Raw genomic sequence first — 25105 nt, 5'->3', positions numbered from 1 at the left:
GGGGGGAGCGACGAGGGCGTCCACCCAGGGTCCGGGCGGGTTTGACCGTAACTGTAAACGTTTTCATAATGGCTTCCCCGTAACACCCGCGTTCCCGGGAGGATCGCTTACATGCCGCATCAGCGAAGGATTGAGGGCCTGATCGCCGACATGACGCTGGAGGAGAAGATCGGCCAGCTCGGCGCCTTCGCCGATGCGCTGCGGCCGTTCGCCTTCGAGGTGAATCCGGAAACCTTCGCCCGTGATGCCGAGCAGGTGCGCGAGCAGATCCGCAGTGGCCGTGTCGGCGCGCTGTTCAATGGCGTGGGTGCGGCGGAAGGCCGCGAGGCGCAGCGCATCGCGGTGGAAGAGAGCCGGCTGGGTATTCCGCTGCTGCTTGGCGCCGACGTGATCCACGGCATGCGGACCGTGTTCCCGATTCCGCTGGGCGAAGCCGCCAGCTTCGAGCCGGACCTGGCCGAACGCACCGCGCGCGCGACCGCCAAGGAAGCCACCGCCGCCGGCATCCACTGGACCTTTGCGCCGATGGTCGACATCGCGCGTGACCAGCGCTGGGGCCGCGTGGCCGAAACTTCCGGCGAAGACGTGTACCTGACGTGCGAATTCGCCGCCGCCCGCGTGCGCGGCTTCCAGGGCGCCGACCTGACCGCCCCCGATTCGCTGCTGACCACGCCCAAGCACTTCGCCGCCTACGGCGCCATCTCCGCGGGCCTGGACTACAACTTCGTCGACATGGCGCCACAGACGCTGCGCGACGTGCACCTGCCGCCGTTCAAGGCCGCCATCGACGCCGGCGCGCTGACGCTGATGAGCTCGTTCAACGACATCAACGGCGTGCCGGCTTCGGCCAACCGCGAACTGCTGACCGATATCCTGCGCGGCGAATGGAAGTTCGAGGGCTTCGTGGTCTCCGACTACACCTCGGACCTGGAGCTGATCGCGCACGGCTACGCCAGCGACGAAGCCGACGCGGCGCAGAAGGCGCTGTCGGCCGGCCTGGACATGAGCCTGCAGAGCGGCATCTATGCCGGCCATGTCGCCACGCTGGTCGAGCAGGGCCGGCTGACGATGGCCGAAGTGGACGAGGCGGTGCGGCGCGTACTGCACGTGAAGGCCGCCGTCGGCCTGTTCGACGATCCCTATCGTTGCCTGGATGCGGAACGCGAAGCCGACCAGTCGCACATCCCCGTGCACGATGCACTGGCGCGGGACTGCGCGCGGCGCTCCATCGTGCTGCTGAAGAACGACGGCGACCTGTTGCCGTTGAAGAAGTCCGGCCAGCGCATCGCGCTGATCGGTCCGTTTGCGCAGGACACGGCCAACCTCGGTGGCTGCTGGAACATCTTCGGCGACGCAGCGCGCATGATCGATCTGGAAACCGGGCTGCTCGCCGCGCTGGATGATCCATCCGCGCTGACGGTGGTGCCGGGCAGCGGCATCGAGGAGGCCTTCGACGGTGGCATCGACGCAGCAGTCGCCGCTGCGCGCGGTGCCGACGTGGTGCTGCTGGCCGTGGGCGAGCCGCACGAGTTTTCCGGCGAGGCGCAGTCGCGCACGCAGATCGTGTTGCCTGCCCCGCAGCAGGCGCTGGCGGAGGCGGTGGCCGCCACCGGCACGCCGGTCGTGGTGCTGCTGCGCAATGGCCGCGCGCTGGCGCTGGAGGGCGCGGTACGCGATGCGCAGGCGATCCTGGTCACGTGGTTCCTCGGCACGCAGACCGGGCCGGCGGTGGCCGACGTGGTGTTCGGCGACTACAGCCCGTCCGCACGCCTGTCGGTGAGCTTCCCGCAGGACGCGGGCCAGCAGCCGTACTTCTACAACCATCCCGCCAGCGGGCGTCCCAACGTGCCGGGCACGCCCCGCGCCTTCCAGACGCGCTGGCGCGAGGTGACGCACGCCGCGCTGTATCCGTTCGGCCACGGCTTGTCGTACACGCGCTTCGACTACGGTGTACCGCAGCTCAGCACCGGAGCGCTCGGCTGGGACGACACGCTGACCATCCGCACCCGCATCACCAATGCCGGCATGCGCGAGGGAGAAGAAGTGGTGCAGCTCTACCTGCGCGACCGTACCGCCAGCCGCGTGCGGCCCGTGCGCGAATTGAAGCGTTTCCGCAAGATCACGCTGGCAGCGGGCGAATCGCAGGACGTGGAGTTCACCCTGACCCGTGCCGATGTGGAATTCCACGGGGTCGACAATCGTCCGGTGGCCGAGCCCGGCCTGTTCGACCTGTGGGTGGCGCCCTCAAGCGCCGTTGGCGAGGCGGTGAGTTTCGAACTGCTGCCGCGTTAGCGGCGCGGCGTGCCGCGCATCATCGGCCCGCCGGGATAGGCATCGTAGGGCCCGTAGTAGCCGCCGGGACCGTCATAACGGTCGACGTTGATGTTGAAGTTGAACGTGCGCGGCTTGCCTTCGTCGTTGTACGTGGTCTTGCACAGGTTGAGGTTGACCGCGTTGTAGGTGCTGCGGCCGTGCCCCTTGCTGTAGCCGATGCCGGTGGTCACGCTGCCCGAGACGCCGTCGCCGTCGTCATCGCCGTACCAGACGCAGGGGTCGACGGGCGTCGCAGGTGCCGTCGATTTCGGTCGCGTCGGCCGGGTGTCGCCGTACCACGTGCCGGGCGGATCCTTGGCGTAGGCCGCTGCCTGCGGCAGGCTGAGGTCCAATGCCTCCGCACTCGACTGCGCCCACGCGGGCACGGTGGTCAACAGGGCCAGCAGTGCGAGGGGCAGGGTCTTCATGGGGAATCCCGGAGCGGTGGTGCGCCGGATGGCGGACCTGCATGGCAACCTAACAGCCGTGGATTGAATGCCGGCTGATGGCGGCGGTGGACGGGCGGGAACTTCAGCCCGCCGCAGCCAGCGCCTCCAGCACGCGCTGCCCATAGCGCTCCAGCTTGGCCCCGCCGATGCCGCCCACCCGGCCCAGTTCGTCCAGGGTGGCGGGCTGCAGTTCGGCGATGTTGCGCAGGGTACTGTCGTGGAGGATGACGTAGGCCGGCACATTCTGCTCGCGCGCCAGCTGCGCCCGCAGGTCGCGCAGCAACTGGAAGCGCGGCAGGTCCGCGGCCTCCACCGGCAGCCCGCTGCGCGGGCCACGCTCGCGTTCGCGGCGCTCGCGCTGTTCCTTGCGCAACTGCAGGCGCCGCTCGCCCCTCAGCACGGCGCGGCTGCCTTCGGTCAGGCGCAGGCTGCCGAACTCGGCCTCCACTTCCAGCAGCCCGCAGGCCACCAGCTGGCGGAACACGCTGCGCCACGTGGTGGCATCCAGGTCCTTGCCGATGCCGTAGGTGGTCAGGTGTTCGTGGCCGCACTGCTGGATGCGTTCGCTCTGGCTCCCGCGCAGCACATCGATCACATGGTTCACGCCGAAGCGCTGGCCGCTGCGGTACACGCAGCTCAGCGCCTTCTGCGCGGCCTCGGTGGCGTCCCAGGTCTCGGCCGGGCTCAGGCAGTTGTCGCAGTTGCCGCAATCGTGCGGATAGGTTTCACCGAAGCCGGCCAGCAGCACCTGCCGGCGGCACTGGGTCGATTCGCAGTAGCCCAGCAACTGGTCCAGCTTGCGCCGTTCCAGTCGCTTGCGTTCCTCGCCGGCCTCGGACTGCTCGATCATCTGCTTCAGCAGCACGACGTCGCCCAGCCCGTAGCACAGCCACGCTTCGGCGGCCTCGCCATCGCGGCCGGCGCGGCCGGTTTCCTGGTAGTAGCCCTCCATCGATTTGGGCAGGTCCACGTGCGCGACGAAGCGCACGTCGGGCTTGTCGATACCCATGCCGAAGGCGATGGTCGCCACCATGACGATGCCGTCCTCGCGCAGGAAGCGGCGCTGGTTGTGCGCACGCACGCCGGCATCCAGCCCGGCGTGGTACGGCAGCGCATTGAAGCCTTGTTCGGCCAGGTAGTCGGCAAACTGCTCGACCCGCTTGCGCGACAGGCAGTAGACGATGCCGGCCTCGCCCTTGTGGTTGCGCAGCATGTCGCGCAGCTGGTGCCGGGCGTTGTCCTTCTGCACCACCGTGTAGCGGATGTTGGGGCGGTCGAATGAACTGACGAAGCGCTGCGCATCGACCAGGTTCAGGCGCTCGGCGATCTCGCGCTGGGTGGGCGGGTCGGCGGTGGCGGTCAGGGCGATGCGCGGTACGTCCGGCCAGCGCTCGTGCAGCAGGGCCAGTTCCAGGTATTCGCGGCGGAAGTCGTGGCCCCAGGCCGAGACGCAGTGCGCCTCGTCGATGGCGAACAGGGCGATCCGGCTGCGGTCCAGCAGCGACAAGAAGCGGCCGGTCAGCAGGCGCTCCGGCGCGACATACAGCAGGTCCAGTTCGCCACCGAGCAGCGCCTGCTCCACCTGTGCGGCTTCGGCGGCTTCCAGCGATGAGTTCAGGAAAGCGGCGCGTACGCCGAGTTGGCGCAGGGCGTCCACCTGGTCCTGCATCAGCGCGATCAGCGGCGAGACGACGATGCCGGTGCCTTCGCGCAGCAGCGACGGCACCTGGTAGCACAGGGACTTGCCGGCGCCGGTCGGCATGAGGACCAGGGCATCGTGGCCGGCGGCAAGGTGTTCGACGATGGTCTGCTGGTGACCACGGAAGGCGCTGTAACCGAAGACGCGCTGCAGTGTTTCAAGTGCGGGGGATGACATGGGGACAGGATACCGCGAGCGGGTGCGGCAGCCTGCTTGTATGGTGTCGGGAGCGATCGGAAACGAGCGTGCCGCGGGGTAGGAATTCATCCGGGTTTGGGCAGGACGAGATCAAGCCCCTCTCCCGCAGGGAGAGGGGCCCAACAGCAGGGAGAGGGGTTCGACATTAGGGAGAGGGAATCGACAGCCGGAAGAGGCTGACAGCAAAACGCCCGGACCAGCCGGGCGTCTCGCGCTTCACTCGGGCTCCGGTTACTGCAACAGCGAACGCAGCATCCAGGCGTACTTCTCGTGGGTCTGCAGGCGCTGCGTCAGCAGGTCCTCGGTCGGGGCGTCGTCGGCGTCGTCGGCGATGTCCAGCACCTTGCGCGCCGTGCGGCATACGGCCTCGTTGCCGATCACCAGCTGGCGGACCATCTCGCGCCAGTCGGCGCTGTCGGTCAGGCCAGGCTCTTCCGGGATCGAGGTCAGGTTGACGAACTCGCGGTACGAACCCGGCGCGTTGAAGCCCAGGGCACGGATGCGCTCGGCGATCTCGTCCAGCGCCGTCCACTGCTCGGTGTACTGCGTCTCGAACATCGTATGCAGCGAATTGAACATCGCGCCGGTGATGTTCCAGTGGAAATTGTGGGTCTTCAGGTAAAGCGTGTAGCTGTCGGCCAGGAAACGCGACAGGCCGTCGGCGATCTTCTTGCGTTCGCCGCCGCTGATCCCGATATCGATATTCGGGGCCGAAGGGGCCGATGCGAGGGGAGCGGTGACGGGCGCGGCCTTGGTCTTGGCGGGCTTGGTCTTCGGCTTGGCCATGCGGATTCTCCTGAGGGTGGGTTGAGACGGCACAATAGACACACTAGAACATGTGGCGTGAGCAAAAAGTTTCAAGCGCTTGCTGTAAAGATGACGACTTCCCGCGACCCTTCCCCTGCCAGCCCCGACCGCGCCGTTCTCGAGCAGGCGCGGCGATCGCTTGATCGCGCCCTGAGCCGCGACCGCGGCCGCCTGCACGGACTGTGGTCACGCTGGCAGGGCAAGCCGGCCGATGCGGGCGCACGGCAGGCCTTCGAACAGGCATTGAATGCCTCCATCGCCACCCGCGAGCGCCGCCAGTCCACCGTGCCGGCCGTGACGCTGGACGAGTCGCTGCCGATCGCCCGTGAGGGCGAACGCATCATCGAGCTGATCCGCAATCACCAGGTGGTGGTGATTGCCGGCGAGACCGGGTCCGGCAAGACCACCCAGCTGCCCAAGCTGTGCCTGGCGGCCGGGCGCGGCGTGGCCGGCATGATCGGTTGCACGCAGCCGCGCCGCATTGCGGCACGCGCCGTGGCGCGACGCGTGGCGGAAGAGCTGAAGACCGAGCTCGGCCGGGGTGTGGGCTTCCAGGTGCGCTTCAACGACCAGGTCGGCGAGGACACCCACATCAAGTTCATGACCGACGGCATCCTGCTGGCGGAAATCGCCAGCGACCGCTGGCTGTCGGCCTACGACACGATCATCGTCGACGAAGCGCACGAGCGCAGCCTCAACATCGACTTCCTGCTCGGTTACCTGAAGCAGCTGCTGCGCAAGCGCCGCGACCTGAAGGTCATCGTCACCTCGGCGACCATCGATACCGAACGCTTCGCCCGCCACTTCGACGATGCGCCGGTGATCAGCGTGGAAGGCCGCACCTACCCGGTGGAAGTCCGCTACCGGCCGCTGGAAGGGGAAGCGCACGAGGGCGAGGAAGACCGCGGCGGCGACCGCACGGTCAACGATGCCATCGTCGGCGCCATCGACGAGATCATCCGGCTGGATGCGCGCGGTGACGTGCTGGTCTTCCTGCCCGGCGAACGCGAGATCCGCGATGCGCATCAGGCGCTGGAGCGGCGCAAGTACCGGCAAACCGAAGTGCTGCCGCTGTACGCGCGCCTGTCCAACCAGGACCAGGACCGCGTGTTCAACCCGGGACCGAGCCGTCGGATCGTGCTGGCGACCAACGTGGCCGAGACCTCGCTGACCGTGCCGCGCATCCGCTACGTGGTCGATCCCGGCTTCGCCCGCGTCAAGCGCTACAGCACGCGCAACAAGCTCGATCGCCTGCACATCGAGCCCATTTCGCAGGCCAGCGCCAACCAGCGCAAGGGGCGCTGTGGCCGTGTTGCCGAAGGCATCTGCTACCGCCTGTACGCCGAGGCCGATTTCCAGTCCCGCGCCGAGTTCACCGACCCGGAAATCCGCCGTTCCAGCCTGGGCGGGGTGATCCTGCGCATGCTGCAGCTGGGCCTGGGGCGGATCGAGGACTTCCCGTTCCTGGAAGCACCCGACGAACGCGCCGTCGCCGATGGCTGGCAGCAGCTGACCGAGCTTGGCGCGATCGACGGCGAGCGCCGCCTGACCGCCATCGGCAGGCAGATGGCGCGGCTGCCGGTGGACGTCAAGCTGGCCCGCATGCTGGTGGCGGCGCAGGCGGCCGGCTGCCTGCGGCCGATGCTGGTGATCGCGTCGTTCCTGGGGATCCAAGATCCGCGCGAGCGTCCGGCCGATGCGCGCGGCGCGGCGGATACCGCGCACGCGCAGTTTGCCGATGGCCGCTCCGAATTCGTCGGTGTCCTGCGCCTGTGGGATGCCTATCGGCAGGCCCATGAAGACCTGACCCAGTCGAAGCTGCGCGACTGGTGCGGCCGCCATTTCCTGGGCTTCCTGCGCATGCGCGAGTGGCGCGAGCTGCATCGCCAGCTGCGTCTGCTGTGCGAGGAGCTGGGCTGGAAGGAAGAAGACGCCGATGCCTCGATGGCGCCGCTGCTGGACGGCAGCCGTGCGCCGGTCGTGCGCGATGACACCGCCGCCGCGGTGAAGGCGACGCGTGGCCAGCTGCACCGCGCCGCGCGCCTGGCGCGAGAAGGCAAGGCCGAAGCCTCCCCTGCACCCGTGGCGGCGCGTGCGCAGCAGGACCAGGTGCCGGCCTCCGGCGGCTACAGCGAACGCGCGCGCGCCAGCGCCTACCAGACCCTGCACCGTACGCTGATCGCCGGCCTGCCGACGCAGATCGGCCATCGCACCGAGAAGGGCGACTTCCAAGCGCCGCGCCAGCGCCGCTTCCTGCCGTTTCCCGGGTCGGCGCTGTCCAAGCGACCGCCGCCGTGGCTGTTGGCGGCCAACCTGCTGGACACGCAGAAGGTGTGGGGCATGACTCTGGCGGCGATCGAACCGGACTGGGTGATCGCCGAACTGCCGCACCTGCTGCTGCGCAAGCATTTCGATCCGCACTGGTCGCGCGCGCAGGGGCAGGTGCTGGCCTCCGAGCAGATCAGCCTGTTCGGACTGGTGCTGGCGCCGAAGAAGCCCGTGCACTACGGCCGCATCGCGCCGGGCGAGGCGCACGACATCTTCGTGCGCCAGGCCCTGGTCACCGGCGAAATCAACACGCGTGCGGCGTTCGTGGCCGACAACCTGAAGACGCTGGAGCAGGCCCGCGAGGAAGAAGCCAAGCTGCGCCGCGCCGGCCTGGTGGCCGACGAGGACTGGCAGGCCCGCTGGTACCTGGACCGCGTGCCGTCGGACATCCATTCCGCGGCCGGTCTGGATGCGTGGTGGAAGGCGCTGCCCGTGGAGAAGCGCCGCGCATTGCACTGGTCGCTCGTGGACCTGTTGCCCGGCGAGGGCAGCGAAGAGGATCGCTATCCGAAGTATTTCGCCCTCGGCGATGCACGGTTGCCGCTGCACTACAGATTCGAGCCGGGTGCAGCCGATGATGGCGTGACGCTGGAGGTGCCGTTGCACCTGCTCAATGCGCTCGACCCCGCGCGCCTGTCGTGGCTGGCGCCGGGTTTCGTTGCCGACAAGGCGTCGGGCCTGATCCGCAGCCTGCCCAAGGCGATGCGGCGCAACTACGTGCCGGCGCCGGATTTTGCGCGGGCGTTCTTCGAGGCGTTCCCGAAGCCGAGCGCCGACGATGTGCGTGGCGAACTCGCGCGATTCCTTTCCCGCGCCACCGGCGTGGCGGTCGCCGCCATCGATTTCGACGAAATCGCGCTGGAGCCGCACCTGCGCATGAACCTGCGGCTGCGCGAAGACCCGCGAGGCGGCGGTGAAGGCCGCGTGCTGGCCGAGTCGCGCGATCTCGAGGACTTGCGTGCGCGCTTCGGTGATCGCGCCGGGCAGGCGTTCGCCGCGCGCGCGGGCAGCGAAATGGCGGCGACCGGCCTGCATGATTTCCCGGCGCAGCCGATTCCGCTGCAGGTACCGGGCGAGGCCGGGGTGCCCGCGTACCCCGCATTGCGCGATGACGGCGACAGCGTGGCCCTGCACGTGTTCGCCGATCGCGCGCAGGCGCAGGCCGCGCATCCGCTTGGCGTGCGTCGCCTGCTGGAATTCGCGCTGGCCGACAAGATGAAGCAGGCGCGTAAGCAGTTGCCGGTGTCGCCGAAGACAGGGTTGCTGTATGCCAGCATCGAATCGCAGGAGCGCCTGCGCGGCGACATCGTGGATGCGGCGATCAACGCCGTGTTGGCGGAAGGATTGGACGCGATCCGCGACCGACCGGGCTTCGAGCAGCGGCGTGACGAGGCGGGCAGACGCCTGTTCGGCGAAGCGATGGAACGCCTGAAACTGGCGGACGCGATCCTGTCCGCGGTGGCGGAACTGAAGCCGCAGCTTGAGGCGCCGCTGATGGGGTGGGCGCGCGGCAACCTGGATGACCTGCGCGAGCAACTGGCGGCGCTGGTGCATCCGGGCTTCCTGCGCGAGACGCCCGCCGATGCGCTGGCGCAACTGCCGCGTTACCTGAAGGCGATGACGCTGCGTGCCGAACGTGCCAAACGCGATCCGGCGCGTGACCAGGCACGGATGCTCGAACTCAAACCCTTCGTGGATGCCTTGCAGGGCGCCTATGCGTCCGGCGTGGCGCATGACGCCGGCTGGCAGGCGTTGCGGTGGGAGCTGGAAGAGCTGCGGGTGTCCGTGTTCGCGCAGGAGCTTGGCGCGCGCGCGGGCGTGTCGCCGAAGAAGCTCGCGCAGCGCCTGCAGGCGCTGCGCGGTTGATGCATGTCGCGGGCGTCAGTCGATGCGGGTGACCTTGGGTCTGGGCACATGTCCCTCGACCTGCAGGTACCAGCCGCCCACGAGTCCCCGCGTGATGGTCACGTTCGCGTTGGAGATGCGCTTCATCGAGGTGTAGTCGCCCTCGGTGACGCGCCAGCGCTGACCGTTGGCGAGGGTCAACTCCGTGCCGCGGGTCCAGCCGCGCAACTCGCCCACCAGGGCGCTGGAGATGGATTTGACGCCCTCGTCCGAGAACGAAGCGCCGCGCACCTTCGTGGCGCTGTCTTCGCGTGCGGCCTTCACGACGGCTTGCTGGTCGTCGCTGAGCAGGCGGTTGAGCAGGTCGAGCTGTTGCCCGGTCAACTGGTCCAGGCCGGTGGCTTTCATCTGGTCGGCGGACAGCCGCTTCTCGATGGCAACGTACTCGCGAGCCTGCAGGGGCAGGGTGGCGGCGAACAGTGCGGCGAGCAGGAAAAGACGGATCGGGCGCATGGGCATCCTCGAGGTGGGCATCACTTGATGCGGCGGACGGGGGCGGCGGTGTTGTAGCCGTCGATCTTCAGGAACCACTTGTTGCCGAAGCGGGAGGGCGTGATGTTCACGGTGGGGTCCTGGCGACGCACCCCGGCCAGGGAGACCGCTTCGACCTGCTCCCAGACCTGTCCGTTGGCGAGCGTGTACTGGCGGCCCTGCGCGAAGCCGGTGAAGGCTCCCACGATGGTGCTCTTGATGGGTTCGGCGGTGCCGAAATCGAAGAAGCCGCGCGTCTCCTGCTCAACTTCCTTGCGGCCTTCCTGCTTGGCCTGCTGTACGGCCTGCGCCGTCTGCTGGCCGACGCGACGCTGCAGCCATTCGTCCAGCGCTGCGAGTTCGGCGGGACTGAGCTTGTCCAGGCCGGCCGCCTTGAACTCCGTGTCGGTCATCGCCTCGCGCAGCTTGCCCAGGTGCGCGTCCTTCGCGGCGTCCTGCGCGAATACCGGCGATGTGGCCACCAGTAGTGCGACAGACAGAAACAAGCGGCTCATCTTCATGGTTGTTCCCTTGGGCGACTGGCCGGTAGTGTAGTCATTCTGGCGGCGACTGACCGCCACGCCGAATCCCGATGCCCCCCCCCGATCCCGACATCGCCACGCTGCTGCAGAGGCCCGCCCTGGAGGCGCTGCCTGCACCGCTGCGACGTGCGCTCGCGGATGCCTCGGCCGCACCGGGCGCCGGCGAGGGCATGCCCGATCCGGTGGGTGTGCTGGCGGACACGCTGGATACCCTGACGACGCTGGGCGCGGATGGCGATGTCATCCTCGCGGCGATCCTGCATGGGCTGCCGGCCGTGCAGCCCGCTGTCGCCAGACTTGCGCCCGGATTGGCCGATCTGCTGGAAGGCCAGGTCGCTGCGGCGCAGGTGTGGGCCCTGCACGCGGAACAGGCGCGCGGGGTGAATACCGAGGGCCTGCGCCGGCTGCTGCTGGCGATCGTGCGGGACCTGCGCGTGGTGCCGATCCTGCTGGCCCGCCAACTGGCGCGCATGCGCGCCGCCGGCGCCCTGCCGGAGGAGGAACGCCAGGCGCTGGCCAGGCTCACGCGCGACATCCACGCGCCGCTGGCGAACAGGCTCGGCATCTGGCAGCTGAAATGGGAGCTGGAAGACCTGGCGTTCCGGTACCTGCAGCCGCAGACCTACAAGCAGATCGCCACGCAGCTGGACGAGAAGCGGATGGGCCGGGAGCGCTACATCGGCGCGGTCATCGAAGCGCTCCGCGCCGCCCTTGGCGAGAACGGCATCCGTGCCGATGTCAGCGGGCGGCCGAAACACATCTACAGCATCTGGCGGAAGATGCAGCGCAAGCAGGTGGCGTTCGACGAGCTCTATGACCTGCGCGCGGTACGCATCGCCGTGGACGATGTGGCTGCCTGTTATGCCGCGCTGGGTATCGTGCATGCGCTGTGGGTGCCGATTCCCAGCGAGTTCGACGACTACATCGCACGGCCCAAGGCCAACGACTACCGGTCGCTGCACACCGCCGTGGTGGGCCCCGAAGGCCGCACGCTGGAAGTGCAGATACGCACGCACGAGATGCACGCGCAGGCCGAGCTGGGCGTGGCGGCGCACTGGAAATACAAGGAAGGCAAGGGCGGTGGCGATGCGTTCGATCGCAAGATCGCCTGGATGCGCCGGCTGCTGGACGGGGCGGCCGAAGGTGCCGCCGGCGACGGCGCGCTGGCGGGCGACCTGGATGCGGAGCTGGTCGAGGACCGCGTCTACGCGTTGACGCCGAAGGGCGAGGTCGTCGACCTGCCGCAGGGCGGCACCGTGCTCGACTTCGCATATCACGTGCACACGATGGTCGGGCACCGCACGCGCGGCGCGAAGGTCAATGGCCGCATCGTGTCGCTCAATCACGTGCTGCGCAGCGGCGACCGTGTCGAGATACTGACCTCGAAGGAACCGGAGCCGCGTCGCGACTGGTTGCTGCAGGCGAATGGATTCCTGGCCAGCGGGCGCTCGCGCGACAAGGTGCGGGCCTGGTTCCACAAGCTGGACCGGGCACGCAATCTGCAGGCCGGGCGTGAGCTGCTGGAGAAGGAGCTCAAGCGGCTGGGACTGCACCACGCCGACCTGACCGGCGCGGCGAAGAAGTTCCATGCCGACAGCGTCGACGAGCTTTACATCCAAGTGGCCCTCGGCGACGTGGGGCCGCACCAGGTGGGCCGCGCGCTGCACGAGGAGCAGCGCGCCGCCGTCGAGCCCGACCCAACGTCGCTGCCGCTGCGCCGGCCTCCGAGGAAAGTCGCTGCACCAGGCAAATCGAAGTTCACCGTGCAGGGCGTGGGCAACCTGCTCGTGCAGTTGGCGCGCTGCTGCCAGCCGGTGCCGGGCGAACCCATCGCAGGGTATCTGACCCGCGTGCGCGGTGTCACCGTGCACCGCGCCGATTGCGCGGCGTTCGCCCGGCTCGCGGCGGCCAGTCCGCAGCGGGTGCTGCCGGTGGAATGGGGGCAGGCGGGCGGCGGTTACGAGGTCGACGTGCAGGTCACCGCGCTTGACCGCAAATGGTTGCTCAAGGACATCACCACGCTGATCGCGCAGGAAGAAGCCAACGTGCTGGACATCAACAGCCAGGGCAACCGCGCCAACGGGCGCGTTCATCTGCGACTGCGCCTGAAGGTGGCCGATTTCGGCCAACTGTCGACATTGCTGGGGAAGTTGGACGCGTTGCCGGGCGTTGAAGACGCACGACGTTCAGGCTGACTGGTTATGCTGCGGGCGTGACCCGCGAAGACCACCATGACGCCGGACGGAGCCGTCGTATCGAGCCGCGCATCGACTGGACCCGCGCGCCGGCGCCGGAGGTGTCATCCCGTGTCGCGCCGGTCCCCGCATGGCGTAGCCGCCGGTATTGGCGCTGGGCGGCGGCATCGGTCCTCGTCCTGATCGTACTGGTGATGCTGCTGCGCCGCCCACTGGCGGATGTGCTGTGGCCGGAGACGCGCGTACAGGCGTTGCTTGGCCAGGCGGATCATGCCCTGCGCGAGGGGCGCCTGGATGCCGCCGACGGCACGGGCGCGCGCCAGCTTTACGAAGCGGCCCAAGCGCTCGATGCGGATCGCAACGAGGCCGCGAAGGGCCTTGCGCGCGTCGCCCAGGCAGCCTTGCGCGCGGCGGGGCAGGCGCTGCAACAGAATCGCTTCGACGAGGCGCGCACACACCTTCTGCTGGCACGCGAACTGCAGGTGCCGCGTCCACAGGCCGATGCGCTCGCCGCACGCTTGCGCGCGCGCGAGGCCGAACACGCCGGCATCGACGGGGTGCTCCAGGCGGCCTCGCAGGCGCATGCCGCGCATCGGCTGATGGGCAGTGACGATGCCGCGCTCCCGCTCTACCAGCGCGTGCTCGCCCTGCAGCCGACACGCATCGAGGCGCTGGAGGGGAGGGAGGATGCGTTGTCCGATCTCCTCCAGGAAGCGAACAGGCATCTCCAGCGCCATGAACTCGCCGAAGCCGCTGCGCGGATCGCGGCGGCGCGCGGATTCGACGCCGGCCACGTCGATCTCCCCCAGGCGGAAGCCGCGTTGACGGAGGCGCTGGACGCGCGGCGCCGTGCTGGCGCACGCGATCTGGCGCGGGGACGCCTGGAGTCCGCACGCTCGGCATACGAGGCGGTGCTCGTGGCTTTGCCGGAAGACGCCGCCGCGAGGCAGGGACTGGAGCAGGTGGGCATTGCATACGCCCGGCAGGCGGAACGGCAGGCGGCCGATTTCCGCTTCGGGCCGGCAGAGCACCAACTCGGTCTGGCGCGCACCCTGGCGCCACAGTCGATGCGCGTGGCACAGGCCGAGCAGGCCGTGGCGCGTGCGCGCGAGGCGCACCAACGACAGGGCCGGGAGTCCAACGTGCCGGCGCGCGAGCGCGAGCAGCGCGTGCGTGCATTGCTCGCAGCCATGGAACAGGCCGAGACGAAAGGGCAATGGCTGACCCCTCCAGGGGAGAGCGCCTACGACACGTTGCGCGCGGCACAGGCGTTGTCGCCTGACCACCCCGCGGTCAGGCAGGCCGCAGCGCGGCTGTTGCCGGCGGTGCGCGACTGCTACGAAGACGAGTTGCGCGCCAATCGCATCCGTCGTGCGCAAGCCTGCCAGCAGGCATGGCAGACCTTGCAGCCCCGCGATCCTGCGTTGGCCGATGTACGCAGGCGGCTGGCGGAAAAATGGATCGCGGTGGGTGCGGAACGACTGGGCGCAGGTGACGTGGCATTCGCGACGCAGGCGCTCGAGGAAGCGCGCAAGCTGGATGTCGCCTCGCCCGGGCTGGATGACTTCGAGGCGCGCGTCAAGGTGGCGCAGGCCGCGCCCGCACGCTAGCGCCGGAAAACGCGCTGCACGGTGCCGTGTGCCGCTTGCATCGAGAAATGCTGCTCGATGTTCGCGCGACCATGGGCTGCGAGTCGTTCCCACAGTCCTTCGTCGCGATACAGCGTGAGGACGGCATCGGCGAATCCCCCGGCATCGTCAGCGACCAGCACGTCGTGCCCGCCTGTCAGGTGCATACCCTCGACTGCGCAGGCCGTGGCCACCACCGGTTGGCCGTGCGCCATGCTCAGGTTCACCTTGCCCTTGACGCCCGCACCGAAACGCAGGGGCGCCACCGCGACGCGCGCGCCGTCCATGTAGGGCCCCAGGTCCGCCACGTGCCCATGGATCACGATGCCGGGCTGCGCCTGCAGTGCGAGCACGTCGGCCGGCGGCGCCGTGCCGATGCAGTGGAAGCGGATGTCCGGCTGCCGCGCGTGGATGAGCGGGAAGACCTCGCGGCCGAACCACAGCACGGCATCGACGTTGGGCGGATGGCGGAAGCCGCCCACGAAGACCAGATCGTGCCGCTGCCCGAAGGGCAGCCCGGTATGCGCCACTTCGTGCAGGTTCGCCAGGACTTCGACATCGGCCCCCGGCAACAGCGCCGACAGCATGTCGCGTTCGGCCGGGCTGACCACGAGCGTGGTGTCCGAGGCACGGATCACCGACAGCTCGCGTTCGCGCGTCCTTTCGGCAGCGTGGCGCAGCGTGGCGTCACCGGCGAGTTCCGCGCCACGCATCTCGCGCAGGAAGTGCAGATCGACCGTGTCGAACACCACGCGCGCCTGCGGCGCGAATCGTCGGACGAGGGGCAGGAATTCCGCCGCCACATAGTGGCGTGACAGCATCACCACGTCGAAGCGCTGGCCGTGCTCATGCAGCCACGCGGACGGGCGTTGCACGAACGGCGCATGCCAGGCTTCGACGCCCTGTTGCCGCAAGCGCGCCGTGTCGTCGCCCGCATAGCGGAGATCTGCCGGCAGGAACACCACGTGGGCACCGTCGGCATTGAGCAGCCGCATCAGGTTGGCAAGGCGCAGGGACGCGGAATCATGCTGCGGTCGCGGTGTTTCCGCATCGATGATGAGGATCTGCCGCTGCGGCTGGACGACCGAGCCGGCCGAAGGCAGGCTGTCCGCGGAGGGGTGCGTGGCAAGCGCCGCTGCCCATTTCTCTGCGAACACACTGCGGTTGCGCACCTGGTAGGCCTTGGTGCCACTGCCGGTATCGGTGCCGGAGGTGACGCCTTCCAGATGCACCACGCGCGACGCCGGTTGGTACAGCACGCGATGGCCCAGCGCGCGCAAGGCGAAGGCGAGGTCGGTGTCCTCGTAGTACGCCGGCGCGTAACGTGTATCGAATCCGCCCACTTCCTCGAACAGCGCCGCGCGCACCGCGATCGCCGCGCCGGAGCAATAGTCCGCGTCGCGCACGCTGGCGTAGCGGGGGTCGTCGGGCGAGTCGAAGCGCCCGTAGTTCCAGGCCGATCCATCGTTGAATACCACGCCGCCGGCTTCCTGCAGGCGGCCATCCGGATAGATCAACTGTGCACCGACCAGGCCCACCTCCGGGTGTGCATCGAACGTGGCGAGCAGCGCGTCAAGCCAGCCGGGTTGCGGCACGGTGTCGTTGTTGAGGAATACCAGGCAGTCACCGGTCGCGCGTGACGCGCCGTCGTTGCAGGCCGCGATGAAACCGCCGTTGACTGCGCGGCGGTGGTAGCGCAGTCCGGTGATCTGCGGCATCCATGCGTGCGTCTCGTCGTGGGAGCCATCGTCGACCACGATGATTTCGCAGGCGGCCGTGGGAGGGTGTTCGGCGAGTGCCCGCAGGCAGGCGAGGGTATGCGCCGCCTGGTTGTAGACCGGGATCACGATGCTGGCGCGCGGCGCGCCGCTGGCCGGCACCGCAAAAGGCTGGAATGCGCCGGCATCGGGAAAGTAGAGGGGTCCGGAGGCCGGCGGCGCACGTCGCGCGAACTGCCGGCGCACCCGCGCCCAGGTCGGGCCCAGGCCGCGCGTGCGCAGGCTGGCCAGACCTCGACGGACCAGGCCGCGCGCGCGTTCCAGCATGAAGCGCACGTGGGCCCACGACATCGACATTCCGTTGCAACTCCAGCTGAGCGAAGGGGGAAACCGGGCCGGACGCACCCTTGGGACTGCGCTAGACTCGCCCGAATTCCCATTGTCGCATCCCCTGTGGCCCGCAACGACTACGACGACGAAGCGCTGGACGAAGACGACATCGATGACGGCGGCGGCCCCGGCTGGCGGCAGCGTCTGCTGACGTGGGGCCTGGCCCTGGTGGGTCTGGGCCTGGGATTCCTGATCCCCTACACGCTGTATCTGAACCACCAGGTCACCGAGCGCTTCGGCGAGTTGCGCTGGCAGATCCCCACCCGGGTGTACGCGCGTCCGCTGCAGGTCGCGCCAGGGCTGGCGATGGACGCGCAGACGCTGAAGACCGAGCTCGATGCCGCGTCGTATCGCGACGATGGCACGGGCCAGGCCCCCGGCACCTACGCCCGGGAAGGTGGTCGCTTCACCATTTCCAGTCGCGGCTACATCGACGTGGATGGCCGCGTGGCGCCCCGGCGCATCCAGGTCAGCCTGTCCGGCGGCCGGGTGGCGAGCGTGCGCGACATCGCGCGCAAGCAGGCGCTGAAAGCGGCGCGGCTGGATCCGGCGCGCATCGCGACGCTGTACGGGCAGAAGCAGGAAGAGCGCCGGCTGGTGCGGCTGGAGGAAGTGCCGGAACTGCTGGTGACGGGCCTGCAGGCCGTCGAGGACCGCGACTTCAAGGATCATCACGGCGTCGACCTGTCGGGCATGGTGCGTGCAGCGTGGCTGCTGGTGCGTTCGGGTGGCGACACGCGCCAGGGCGCCAGCACGCTGACCCAGCAGCTGGCGCGCAGCGGCCTGCTCGGCATCGGCAAGGAACAGACGCCGACGCGCAAGTTCAACGAGATCCTGTATGCGTTGATCCTCGAGGCCCGCTACGACAAGCGCACCATCCTGGAGGCGTATTTCAACCAGGTGTATCTGGGCCAGCGCGGCAGCCAGGCGATCCATGGCGTGGCCGCGGGATCGGAATTCTGGTTCGGTCGCGATCTGGACAGCCTGACCACCGAACAGGTCGCGTTGCTGATCGGCATGGTGAAGGGGCCGTCGCACTACGATCCACGACGCAATCCGGATCGCGCCAAGGACCGCCGCGACTACGCACTGCTGAAACTCCATGAGACCGGGCTGATCGACGACGCCGAATACAAGCGCGCACTCGCCGCGCCGCTCGGGGTGACGAAGACGCCGGGCATGGCCGCCGCGAATCGCTTCCCGGCATATGTCGACCTCGTTCGCCGCCAGTTGGCGCGCGATTACCCCGAGAGCGCGCTGCAGGGGGCGGGCCTGAGTGTGCTGACCGGCATGTCGCCGTCGGCACAGGCCTACGCGGAAGCATCGGTCACGCGCACGATCAAGGCGCTGGAGAACAAGCGTCGGCCGCCGCTGCAGGCCGGCATGGTGGTGACCGATGTGCACGACGGCGACGTGCTGGCGGTGGTCGGCAGCCGCAACGTGTCGGAGGTGGGGTTCAACCGTGCGGTGGAAGCGCAACGTCCCGTGGGCTCGCTGCTCAAGCCGTTCGTCTACCTGCTCGCGCTTGCGCAGCCGGACCAGTATTCGCTGGCATCGTGGGTCGACGATTCGCCGGTGACCGTCCAGCTCGGCAAGAACCGGCGCTGGACGCCGGCCAATTCCGACCGTCGCAGCCATGGCACCGTGCGCCTCGTGGATGCGCTCGCGCGCTCGTACAACCAGGCCACCGTGCGGGTGGGCATGAAGGTCGAGCCGGAACGCCTGGCGCAGTTGATCCGCGTGCTGGCCGGCATCGAAGCAGAGCCGAATCCCGCGCTGATCCTGGGCGCGACCGACCAGAGCCCGTACGCGATGGCGCAGCTGTACCAGTTCCTCGCGTCGGGCGGTGAAATCCAGCCGTTGCACGCGGTGCGCGGCGTGCTCGACCCGGATGGCAAGCTGCTCAAGCGCTACGACAAGACGCCCGCCCCGGCACAGGAAGGCGATTCCATCGCGGCGAACCTGATTTCCGTGGCCCTGCAGCAAGTGGTGTCCAATGGCACCGGCCGCCAGCTGATCGGCGACGGGCTGGGCCGCCTGCAGTCCGCGGGCAAGACCGGCACCAGCAACGATGGTCGCGACAGCTGGTATGCGGGCTACACCGGCGATCACCTGGCCGTGGTGTGGATGGGCAACGACCAGAATGAACAGACCGGCCTGTACGGTGGTACGGGCGCGATGCGCGTGTGGTCCGGATTGTTCGCTCGCCTGCCTACCGCACCGTTGAAGGTGTCGGACAAGGGCCTGGACTGGCAATGGGTCGTCGGTTCGAACAGCACCGATGCCGGTTGCGCCGGCGCACGCCAGTTGCCCTTCGTTTCAGGCTTTGCGCCCGCGTATGCGGCCTGCGTGGTCGAGCAGCCGGTGATCGATGGCGAGGAGACCGAAGGTGGCGGCTGGCGCAGCTGGTTCGGCCTGGACCGGGAGGAAGAAGCCGCGCCGCCGCCCGAAGAGACTCCCCCGCAGCAGCCGTGACCATGAAGTACGTATTCCTCCTGTTCCTGATGATGCTGGCCGGTTGCGCGACCGCACCCGTGCCGGAAACCCCGGTCGCCCGCGATCCTGTGACGCCCGAACAGCGCGTTGCCGCCATCCTGGCCGCTGCAGGTGACGACGACCGCGAACTCGCGGTGCAGCCGCTGCGCGATCCGCAGGTCGAGGACCTGCGTGAGAAGGCGCAGCGGGCCCGTGCGGCCCGCGATTACGCGGGGGCGGCCGAGGCGCTCAACCAGGCGTTGCTGCTGGTCCCCGAAGATCCCGCCGTGCTGCAGGAACGGGCCGAAGTGGCGTTGTCGCAGGGCGACTATGCACGTGCCGACACGCTGGCGCAGCGTGCTTTCCAGCTGGGATCTCAGGTGGGACCGCTGTGCCGCCAGCACTGGGAGACCGTGCGCCAGGTGCGCCAGCACGAGCTTGCGGTGCAGCCATCGCTGCCCGCCCGCCACACGCCCGAAGATGCCGCACAGCATGCCGCCCGCGCAGCGACCACGCGGGCGGCGATCACCGACGCCGAAAGCCGGCGCGATGCCTGCACCGTGCCCGTGATCGAGCGCATGTGAAGCGCATGCCGCGCGCGATGCGACGCGGTACCCTTGTCGCTGCACGCCGCCCTACGTTTCCACGATGTCCCAGCTAGCCCAGGCCAGCCGCGACGCCCTCAGCGAGGGCGGTGCGCTGGCGGAACGACTCGACGCCTTTGCCCCCCGCGACGCCCAGCAGCGCCTGACGGCGGCGATCGCCGATGCTTTCGACGCGCGCGACGTGCTGCTCGCCGAGGCCGGCACCGGCACCGGCAAGACCTTCGCCTACCTCGTGCCTGCGCTGCTCTCGGGCCTGAAGACCATCGTCTCCACCGGTACGCGCGCGCTGCAGGACCAGTTGTACCATCGCGACCTGCCGCGCGTGCGGGATGCGCTCGGGGTCGCGGGCCTGAAGTCCGCGCTGTTGAAGGGCCGCAGCAATTACCTGTGCCGCTACCGCCTCAACCAGGCCAAGGGCGATCCGCAGGCGTTGCGGACCACTTTCACCAGCCGCGAGCAGGTGGACCAGTTCCAGCGCATCGTCGCCTGGGGCGGGCGCACCCAGTTCGGCGACATGGCCGAACTGGCTGCGTTGCCGGACGATTCCCCGCTGCTGCCGCTGGTCACGTCCACCATCGACAACTGCCTGGGCAGCGAATGTCCGTTCTGGGACGACTGCTTCGTGGTGCAGGCGCGGCAGCGCGCGCAGGCCGCCGACATCGTGGTGGTGAACCACCACCTGCTGCTTGCCGACCTGGCGCTGAAGCAGGAAGGCTTCGGCGAGATACTGCCCGGTGCGCAGGCTTTCGTCATCGACGAAGCGCACCAGTTGCCCGAACTCGCCGCCAATTTCTTTGGCGAAGGCTTCGGTATGCGCCCCCTGCAGGAACTGGCACGCGACTGCCTGGCCGAATCGAAAGACGCAGCGGGCGCTCTGTCGGTCCTGCAGCCGCCGGTGCGCGCGCTGGAGCAGTCCCTGCGCGAATTGCGCGCGGCGATGGAAGGACTGCCGGCACGCGGCACCCGCGAGCGCTTGCTGGCGAAGCCAGAGGTGGCGACAGGCTTCGACGCGCTCGCCGGCGCGCTCGGCGACCTGTCTGCGGCCCTTGCTCCGCTGGCGGCGGCATCGCTCGGACTGGAAGCCTGCGCGGCGCGGGCGAAGGAATTCGGCACGCGGCTGTCGCGCTGGTACGAGGCACCGTCGGGCGGAGGCGCGTTTGACGAGGCAACCTTCAAGGCCGACGACGCCAGCGACGTGCTGTGGTACGAACTGACGCCGCGCGCCTTCCGCTGCCAGCGCACACCGCTCGATGTCTCCGGCCCGCTGCGCCAGCACCGCGAGCAATCGCGCGCGGCATGGGTGTTCACCTCGGCCACGCTGGCGGTAGGCGGTCGCTTCGACCATCTCGCCGTGCGCCTGGGGCTGGACGATCCGCCCACGTTGCTGCAACCCAGTCCGTTCGACTGGCCTCGGCAGGCGCTGTGTTACCTGCCCACCGGGCTGCCCGATCCGAATGCACCGGGTTACGGCCAGTCGCTGATCGCCACACTTCGGCCGGTGCTGGAAGCCTCGCAGGGGCGCGCGTTCCTGCTGTTCGCCTCGCACCGCGCGTTGCGCGAGGCGGCCGACGCCTTGCGCGGTGGACCCTGGCCGCTGTTCGTGCAGGGGGAGGCGCCACGCGGCACGCTGCTGCAGCGTTTCCGTGAATCCGGCAACGGCGTGCTGCTGGGCGCGGCGAGTTTCCGCGAGGGCGTCGACGTGGTCGGCGATGCGCTGAGCGTGGTGGTGGTGGACAAGCTGCCCTTCGCGGCGCCGGATGACCCGGTGTTCGAAGCGCGGCTCGAAGCGGTGCGTCGCGCCGGCGGCAATCCCTTCCGCGATGAGCAACTGCCGCAGGCGGTGATCGCGCTGAAGCAGGCGGTCGGCCGGCTGATCCGCAGCGAGACCGATCGTGGCGTGCTGGTGCTGTGCGATCCGCGCCTGACCGGCAAGCCGTATGGGCGCGTGTTCCTGGATTCGCTGCCGCCCTTCCGGCGCACGCAGCGGGTGCAGGACGTGCAGGGGTTCTTCGGCGTCGAGGCCGCGCCGGAGCCGGTGGCGGCAGCCGGTGACGGCGGCGATGACTGGTTCGCCGACGCCCGCTTCTGAGCGCATCGCGGATCGCAGCGTTTAAGCTAGGCGCCTCACGAACTTCCTGCCGTCCATGAAGCTGCTCGCCTTCGAAACCGCCACCGAAGCCTGTTCCGTCGCCGTGTACGTCGATGGCGAGGTGCGCGAACGTTTCGAGGTCGCGCCGCGTCGGCACGCCGAACTCGCCTTGCCGTGGGCGGATCAGTTGCTGGCGGAAGCCGGCATCGCGCGCGCGCAACTGGATGCCATCGCCCTCAGTCGCGGCCCGGGTGCGTTCACTGGCGTGCGCCTGGCCATCGCGCTGGCGCAAGGCATCGCGCTGGCGCTGGATCGGCCGTTGGTGCCGGTATCCACGCTTGCCGTGCTGGCGTCGCAGGTGCCGGCGCCCCGCGTGACGGCGGGCGAATGCGGCTGCGATGTCGGCATGGCGCATGCGATCTTGGCGGCCATCGATGCGCGCATGGGCGAGGTCTACACGGGCACGTTCGTGCATCGCGGCGACCGTTTGGAAGCCACGTCAACCGAAGCCGTGGGGGCACCGGCCGACTATGCGCTGCCGGGCGCGGACAATGACTGGATAGGCGTGGGCACGGGATTCGCCGCAGCCGACGGCGTGCTCGTCGCGCGCCTGCAGGACCGCTTCCGTCGGGTCGATGCGCAGGCACTGCCGCATGCCGCCGATCTCGCGCGACTGGCGGCCGACGCCTTGCGTCGTGGCGAGATCATCGCGCCCGAGCACGTCGAACCGGCCTACCTGCGCAACAACGTCGCCCTTACCCTCGAAGAGCAGAAGGCGCTGCGCGCCTCGCGCTGAAGGCCCGCGCGCTACTCGTCGCGTACTTCACCGCCCGCCAGGAAGCGCCAGGTGCGGGTGACATGCAGGATGTCGACGTTCTCGGCGGTTTCCGGCAGTGGCGGGAACGGCGAGGACAGCTGCACGATGCGCTGCGCGGTGGAGTCCAGCAGGGGGATGCCGCTGGACTGGATGATGCGGGTCTGCTCCACGCTGCCATCGCGGCGCACCGCCACGCTGATCACCAGCGTGCCGGCCAGGCGTTTGCGGCGAGCCTCGTCGGGATAGTTGAGATTGCCCACGCGTTCGGCGCGATCGACCCAGGCGCGCAGGTAGTTCGCGTAGACGTACTCCTTGGTGCTGGCCGAGACGAACTTGCGCTTCGGCCGCTTGGCGTAGAGCTCCGAGCGCAGGTGGTACTCGGCGGCGAGCCGCGCCATCTCGGCATCGCGCTGCACCTTCTGTTCGCCCTGGGGCAGCTCGGGCCGGTCGGGTTGCGGGCGCGCTTCCGGTGCCGGCGCACGGGCTTCGCCGTCGCGGGCGGTGACGACGCGGCTCTCCGGGGGCGGCACCGGGGCCGTGGTCTGCGCACGCAGCGGCTGTGGCGCCAGACCGGTATCGGGTTGCGGAATCCAGCCGGCCTGGCTGTCGCGCGGGCGCCTGGCCTGGTCGTGTTCGCCGCCGCCTTCCTGGTTCGCGGCGGCCAGGAAGTCGGCTTCCTTCGGCGTCAGCGGCGTACTGGTCTGGCTGAGGATGACGTCGAGCGTCGGCATCACGGGCGCGGCGTCGTCGAGCGCGAAGCCCACGCCCAGCACCAGCAGGCCATGCACGATCAGCGACAGGGCGAGGGTGGCGCCGAGGCGCTCGTTCGCGCCGATCTTCGGCGGGGTCATGGGAACCGCCGACATCTCAGGCCAGCTTCTTCTCGATGACGTCGAACAGCAGGCCGGCGATGTTGAGGCCGAACTGTGCGTCCAGCTCGCGCACGCAGGTGGGGCTGGTGACGTTGACCTCGGTCAGATAGTCGCCGATCACGTCCAGCCCGACGAACAGCATGCCGCGGCGCTTCATCTCCGGCCCCACCTGCGCCGCTATCCAGCGGTCGCGTTCGCTCAGTGGACGGCCTTCGCCGCGACCACCCGCCGCAAGGTTGCCGCGGAATTCGTCGCCCTGCGGGATGCGCGCCAGCGCGTAGTCCACCGGCTCGCCATCGACCAGCAGCACGCGCTTGTCGCCATCCTTGATGCCGGGAATGAAGCGCTGCGCCAGGGTCAGCTTGCCGTCGCCGACCAGGGTTTCCAGGATGACGTTGGTGTTGGGGTCGCCGGCCTTCACGCGGAAGATCGAGCGCCCGCCCATCCCGTCCAGCGGCTTCAGCACGGCCTCGCCATGTTCGGCAACGAACGCCTTGAGCGCGGCCGGATCGCGGCTGACCAGGGTGGGAGGGCAGCACTGCGGGAAGAGCAGGGCGGCCAGCTTCTCGTTGTAGTCGCGCAGACCCTGCGGGTCATTGACGATCAGCGCGCCCGCCTGCTGGGCGATGCCCAGCACGTGGGTGTCGTAGAGGTACTGGTCGTCGACAGGGGGATCCTTGCGCATCAGCACCACCTGGCCGGGACCGAACGCCAGCTCGCGCGCTTCGCCCAGGGTGAACCAGTCCGTCTTGTCGTCCCTGACTGTCAGTGGGGCGACCTGCGCGCTGGCCTGCCCGTCCCGCAGGGCCAGCCGGCCCGGGACGACGTAGAGGAGGCGATGGCCGCGCCGCTGGGCTTCCAGCAGCATGGCGAAAGTGGTGTCCTTGGCGATCTTGATGGACCCGATCGGATCCATGACGACGACGACGTCCAGCGGCATGGGGGCGGTTCTGCAGGAGACGCGGGAATGGTATCAGGCGGCGCGCATTCCACGCCCCGGCACTGGCGGAACACCGCGTTTGCCGGGCCGCCGCAAAATTGAGACGCAGTTCGCATCGCGCCGTTCAGCGGCAGGGGCGCTGAAGGTGTCGCTTGACAGTGCGCAAGGGGATTGGGATATAAGTAGCAACGCAGCGGGGCCGGTTCGTCAATGAAGCGCCGCGCGCATGGGGAAATCAGGTAATGACGCAGAACGAAGGCCAGGCCGGTGGACTCCACGGCCTACGGGTCATGGTGATCGATGACTCGAAAACGATCCGCCGCACCGCGGAAACCCTGCTCAAACGCGAGGGTTGCGAAGTCGTGACCGCGACGGACGGCTTCGAGGCCTTGGCCAAGATCGCCGACCAGCAGCCGCAGATCATCTTCGTGGACATCATGATGCCGCGCCTGGACGGGTATCAGACCTGCGCGCTGATCAAGAACAACCAGGTGTTCAAGTCCACGCCGGTCATCATGCTGTCGTCCAAGGACAGCCTGTTCGACAAGGCGCGCGGGCGCATCGTCGGCTCGGAGCAGTACCTGACCAAGCCGTTCACGCGCGAGGAACTCCTCGACGCCATCCGCGCCCACGTCAGCACCTGAGGGGGCTGGCGGCATGGCGA

Annotated in this window: 17 protein-coding genes; 9 read left to right on the top strand and 8 right to left on the bottom strand. The window is 69.0% G+C overall.

What is annotated here, in order from left to right:
* Positions 1 to 111 precede the first annotated feature (111 nt).
* Positions 112 to 2292, top strand: a complete 2181-nt coding sequence (locus ACIPRS_RS07485; protein WP_446538100.1) for a glycoside hydrolase family 3 N-terminal domain-containing protein — start codon at positions 112 to 114, stop codon at positions 2290 to 2292.
* On the opposite strand, the gene ACIPRS_RS07480 is transcribed toward ACIPRS_RS07485, so the two are convergent.
* The 3 genes from ACIPRS_RS07480 to ACIPRS_RS07470 form a co-directional block, all read right to left on the bottom strand.
* A complete protein-coding gene (locus ACIPRS_RS07480) occupies positions 2289 to 2741 on the bottom strand; it encodes a hypothetical protein (protein ID WP_446538099.1) in 453 nt (150 codons plus the stop codon). The genes ACIPRS_RS07485 and ACIPRS_RS07480 overlap by 4 nt on opposite strands.
* 103 nt (positions 2742 to 2844) lie before the next feature.
* A complete protein-coding gene (gene recQ, locus ACIPRS_RS07475; protein ID WP_446538098.1) occupies positions 2845 to 4638 on the bottom strand; it encodes a DNA helicase RecQ in 1794 nt (597 codons plus the stop codon).
* Between the two features lie 252 nt (positions 4639 to 4890).
* The gene (locus ACIPRS_RS07470) at positions 4891 to 5445 is read right to left on the bottom strand and encodes a Dps family protein (RefSeq protein ID WP_337731406.1); all 555 of its coding nucleotides are present in this window, start codon (positions 5443 to 5445) and stop codon (positions 4891 to 4893) included.
* Positions 5446 to 5535: 90 nt separating this feature from the next.
* On the opposite strand from ACIPRS_RS07470, the gene hrpA reads away from it, so the two are divergent.
* Positions 5536 to 9660, top strand: coding sequence for an ATP-dependent RNA helicase HrpA (gene hrpA / locus ACIPRS_RS07465; protein WP_446538097.1), 4125 nt, complete (start codon positions 5536 to 5538; stop codon positions 9658 to 9660).
* A gap of 15 nt (positions 9661 to 9675) precedes the next feature.
* Here the strand turns inward: hrpA and ACIPRS_RS07460 are convergent, their stop codons facing one another.
* Together ACIPRS_RS07460 and ACIPRS_RS07455 are read right to left on the bottom strand one after the other, a co-directional pair.
* On the bottom strand, positions 9676 to 10152 hold the full coding sequence (locus tag ACIPRS_RS07460; protein WP_446538096.1) for a hypothetical protein: 477 nt from the start codon (positions 10150 to 10152) through the stop codon (positions 9676 to 9678).
* A gap of 20 nt (positions 10153 to 10172) precedes the next feature.
* Entirely contained in the window at positions 10173 to 10691 is a 519-nt protein-coding gene (locus ACIPRS_RS07455) for a hypothetical protein (protein WP_192201962.1), read from the bottom strand.
* 71 nt (positions 10692 to 10762) lie between these two features.
* On the opposite strand from ACIPRS_RS07455, the gene ACIPRS_RS07450 reads away from it, so the two are divergent.
* Both ACIPRS_RS07450 and ACIPRS_RS07445 read left to right on the top strand, forming a co-directional pair.
* Positions 10763 to 12907: a RelA/SpoT family protein gene (locus ACIPRS_RS07450; protein WP_446538095.1), complete on the top strand. Its 2145-nt coding sequence runs from the start codon at positions 10763 to 10765 to the stop codon at positions 12905 to 12907.
* Positions 12908 to 13101: 194 nt separating this feature from the next.
* Positions 13102 to 14517 (top strand): hypothetical protein, encoded by a 1416-nt coding sequence (locus ACIPRS_RS07445; RefSeq protein ID WP_446538445.1) that lies wholly within the window; start codon positions 13102 to 13104, stop codon positions 14515 to 14517.
* Here ACIPRS_RS07445 and ACIPRS_RS07440 read toward each other — a convergent pair.
* Entirely contained in the window at positions 14514 to 16610 is a 2097-nt protein-coding gene (locus ACIPRS_RS07440) for a glycosyltransferase (RefSeq protein ID WP_446538094.1), read from the bottom strand. The two genes, ACIPRS_RS07445 and ACIPRS_RS07440, sit on opposite strands and share 4 nt — an antisense overlap.
* Positions 16611 to 16736: 126 nt before the next feature.
* Between ACIPRS_RS07440 and mrcB the strand changes: the two genes are divergently transcribed.
* From mrcB to tsaB, 4 genes are all read left to right on the top strand, one after another.
* On the top strand, positions 16737 to 19118 hold the full coding sequence (mrcB, locus tag ACIPRS_RS07435; protein WP_446538444.1) for a penicillin-binding protein 1B: 2382 nt from the start codon (positions 16737 to 16739) through the stop codon (positions 19116 to 19118).
* Between the two features lie 2 nt (positions 19119 to 19120).
* Positions 19121 to 19702, top strand: coding sequence for a hypothetical protein (locus tag ACIPRS_RS07430; RefSeq protein ID WP_446538093.1), 582 nt, complete (start codon positions 19121 to 19123; stop codon positions 19700 to 19702).
* A 64-nt stretch (positions 19703 to 19766) separates the two neighbouring features.
* On the top strand, positions 19767 to 21812 hold the full coding sequence (locus tag ACIPRS_RS07425; RefSeq protein ID WP_446538092.1) for an ATP-dependent DNA helicase: 2046 nt from the start codon (positions 19767 to 19769) through the stop codon (positions 21810 to 21812).
* 55 nt (positions 21813 to 21867) lie between these two features.
* Complete coding sequence (gene tsaB / locus ACIPRS_RS07420) at positions 21868 to 22608, top strand: tRNA (adenosine(37)-N6)-threonylcarbamoyltransferase complex dimerization subunit type 1 TsaB (RefSeq protein WP_446538091.1); 741 nt, start codon at positions 21868 to 21870, stop codon at positions 22606 to 22608.
* An 11-nt stretch (positions 22609 to 22619) separates the two neighbouring features.
* Here the strand turns inward: tsaB and ACIPRS_RS07415 are convergent, their stop codons facing one another.
* Entirely contained in the window at positions 22620 to 23495 is an 876-nt protein-coding gene (locus tag ACIPRS_RS07415; protein ID WP_337731396.1) for a TonB family protein, read from the bottom strand.
* Between the two features lies 1 nt (position 23496).
* Positions 23497 to 24441, bottom strand: a complete 945-nt coding sequence (gshB, locus tag ACIPRS_RS07410) for a glutathione synthase (RefSeq protein ID WP_446538090.1) — start codon at positions 24439 to 24441, stop codon at positions 23497 to 23499.
* Positions 24442 to 24683: 242 nt separating this feature from the next.
* Here gshB and ACIPRS_RS07405 point away from each other — a divergent pair, with 242 nt between their 5' ends.
* Positions 24684 to 25085 (top strand): response regulator, encoded by a 402-nt coding sequence (locus ACIPRS_RS07405; protein WP_055940451.1) that lies wholly within the window; start codon positions 24684 to 24686, stop codon positions 25083 to 25085.
* Positions 25086 to 25105 lie beyond the last annotated feature (20 nt).

The sequence above is a fragment of the Pseudoxanthomonas sp. LARHCG66 genome (genome assembly GCF_052871755.1).
This window is presented reverse-complemented; position numbering and strand designations above follow the sequence as displayed.

Bases quoted from the DNA above. Each gene is read 5' to 3' on its own strand.
- ACIPRS_RS07485 (WP_446538100.1), top strand. From the start codon at position 112: ATGCCGCATCAGCGAAGGATTGAGGGCCTGATCGCCGACATGACGCTG.
- ACIPRS_RS07480 (WP_446538099.1), bottom strand. From the start codon at position 2,741: ATGAAGACCCTGCCCCTCGCACTGCTGGCCCTGTTGACCACCGTGCCC.
- recQ (WP_446538098.1), bottom strand. From the start codon at position 4,638: ATGTCATCCCCCGCACTTGAAACACTGCAGCGCGTCTTCGGTTACAGC.
- ACIPRS_RS07470 (WP_337731406.1), bottom strand. From the start codon at position 5,445: ATGGCCAAGCCGAAGACCAAGCCCGCCAAGACCAAGGCCGCGCCCGTC.
- hrpA (WP_446538097.1), top strand. From the start codon at position 5,536: ATGACGACTTCCCGCGACCCTTCCCCTGCCAGCCCCGACCGCGCCGTT.
- ACIPRS_RS07460 (WP_446538096.1), bottom strand. From the start codon at position 10,152: ATGCGCCCGATCCGTCTTTTCCTGCTCGCCGCACTGTTCGCCGCCACC.
- ACIPRS_RS07455 (WP_192201962.1), bottom strand. From the start codon at position 10,691: ATGAAGATGAGCCGCTTGTTTCTGTCTGTCGCACTACTGGTGGCCACA.
- ACIPRS_RS07450 (WP_446538095.1), top strand. From the start codon at position 10,763: ATGCCCCCCCCCGATCCCGACATCGCCACGCTGCTGCAGAGGCCCGCC.
- ACIPRS_RS07445 (WP_446538445.1), top strand. From the start codon at position 13,102: ATGCTGCTGCGCCGCCCACTGGCGGATGTGCTGTGGCCGGAGACGCGC.
- ACIPRS_RS07440 (WP_446538094.1), bottom strand. From the start codon at position 16,610: ATGTCGATGTCGTGGGCCCACGTGCGCTTCATGCTGGAACGCGCGCGC.
- ACIPRS_RS07430 (WP_446538093.1), top strand. From the start codon at position 19,121: ATGAAGTACGTATTCCTCCTGTTCCTGATGATGCTGGCCGGTTGCGCG.
- ACIPRS_RS07425 (WP_446538092.1), top strand. From the start codon at position 19,767: ATGTCCCAGCTAGCCCAGGCCAGCCGCGACGCCCTCAGCGAGGGCGGT.
- tsaB (WP_446538091.1), top strand. From the start codon at position 21,868: ATGAAGCTGCTCGCCTTCGAAACCGCCACCGAAGCCTGTTCCGTCGCC.
- ACIPRS_RS07415 (WP_337731396.1), bottom strand. From the start codon at position 23,495: ATGTCGGCGGTTCCCATGACCCCGCCGAAGATCGGCGCGAACGAGCGC.
- gshB (WP_446538090.1), bottom strand. From the start codon at position 24,441: ATGCCGCTGGACGTCGTCGTCGTCATGGATCCGATCGGGTCCATCAAG.
- ACIPRS_RS07405 (WP_055940451.1), top strand. From the start codon at position 24,684: ATGACGCAGAACGAAGGCCAGGCCGGTGGACTCCACGGCCTACGGGTC.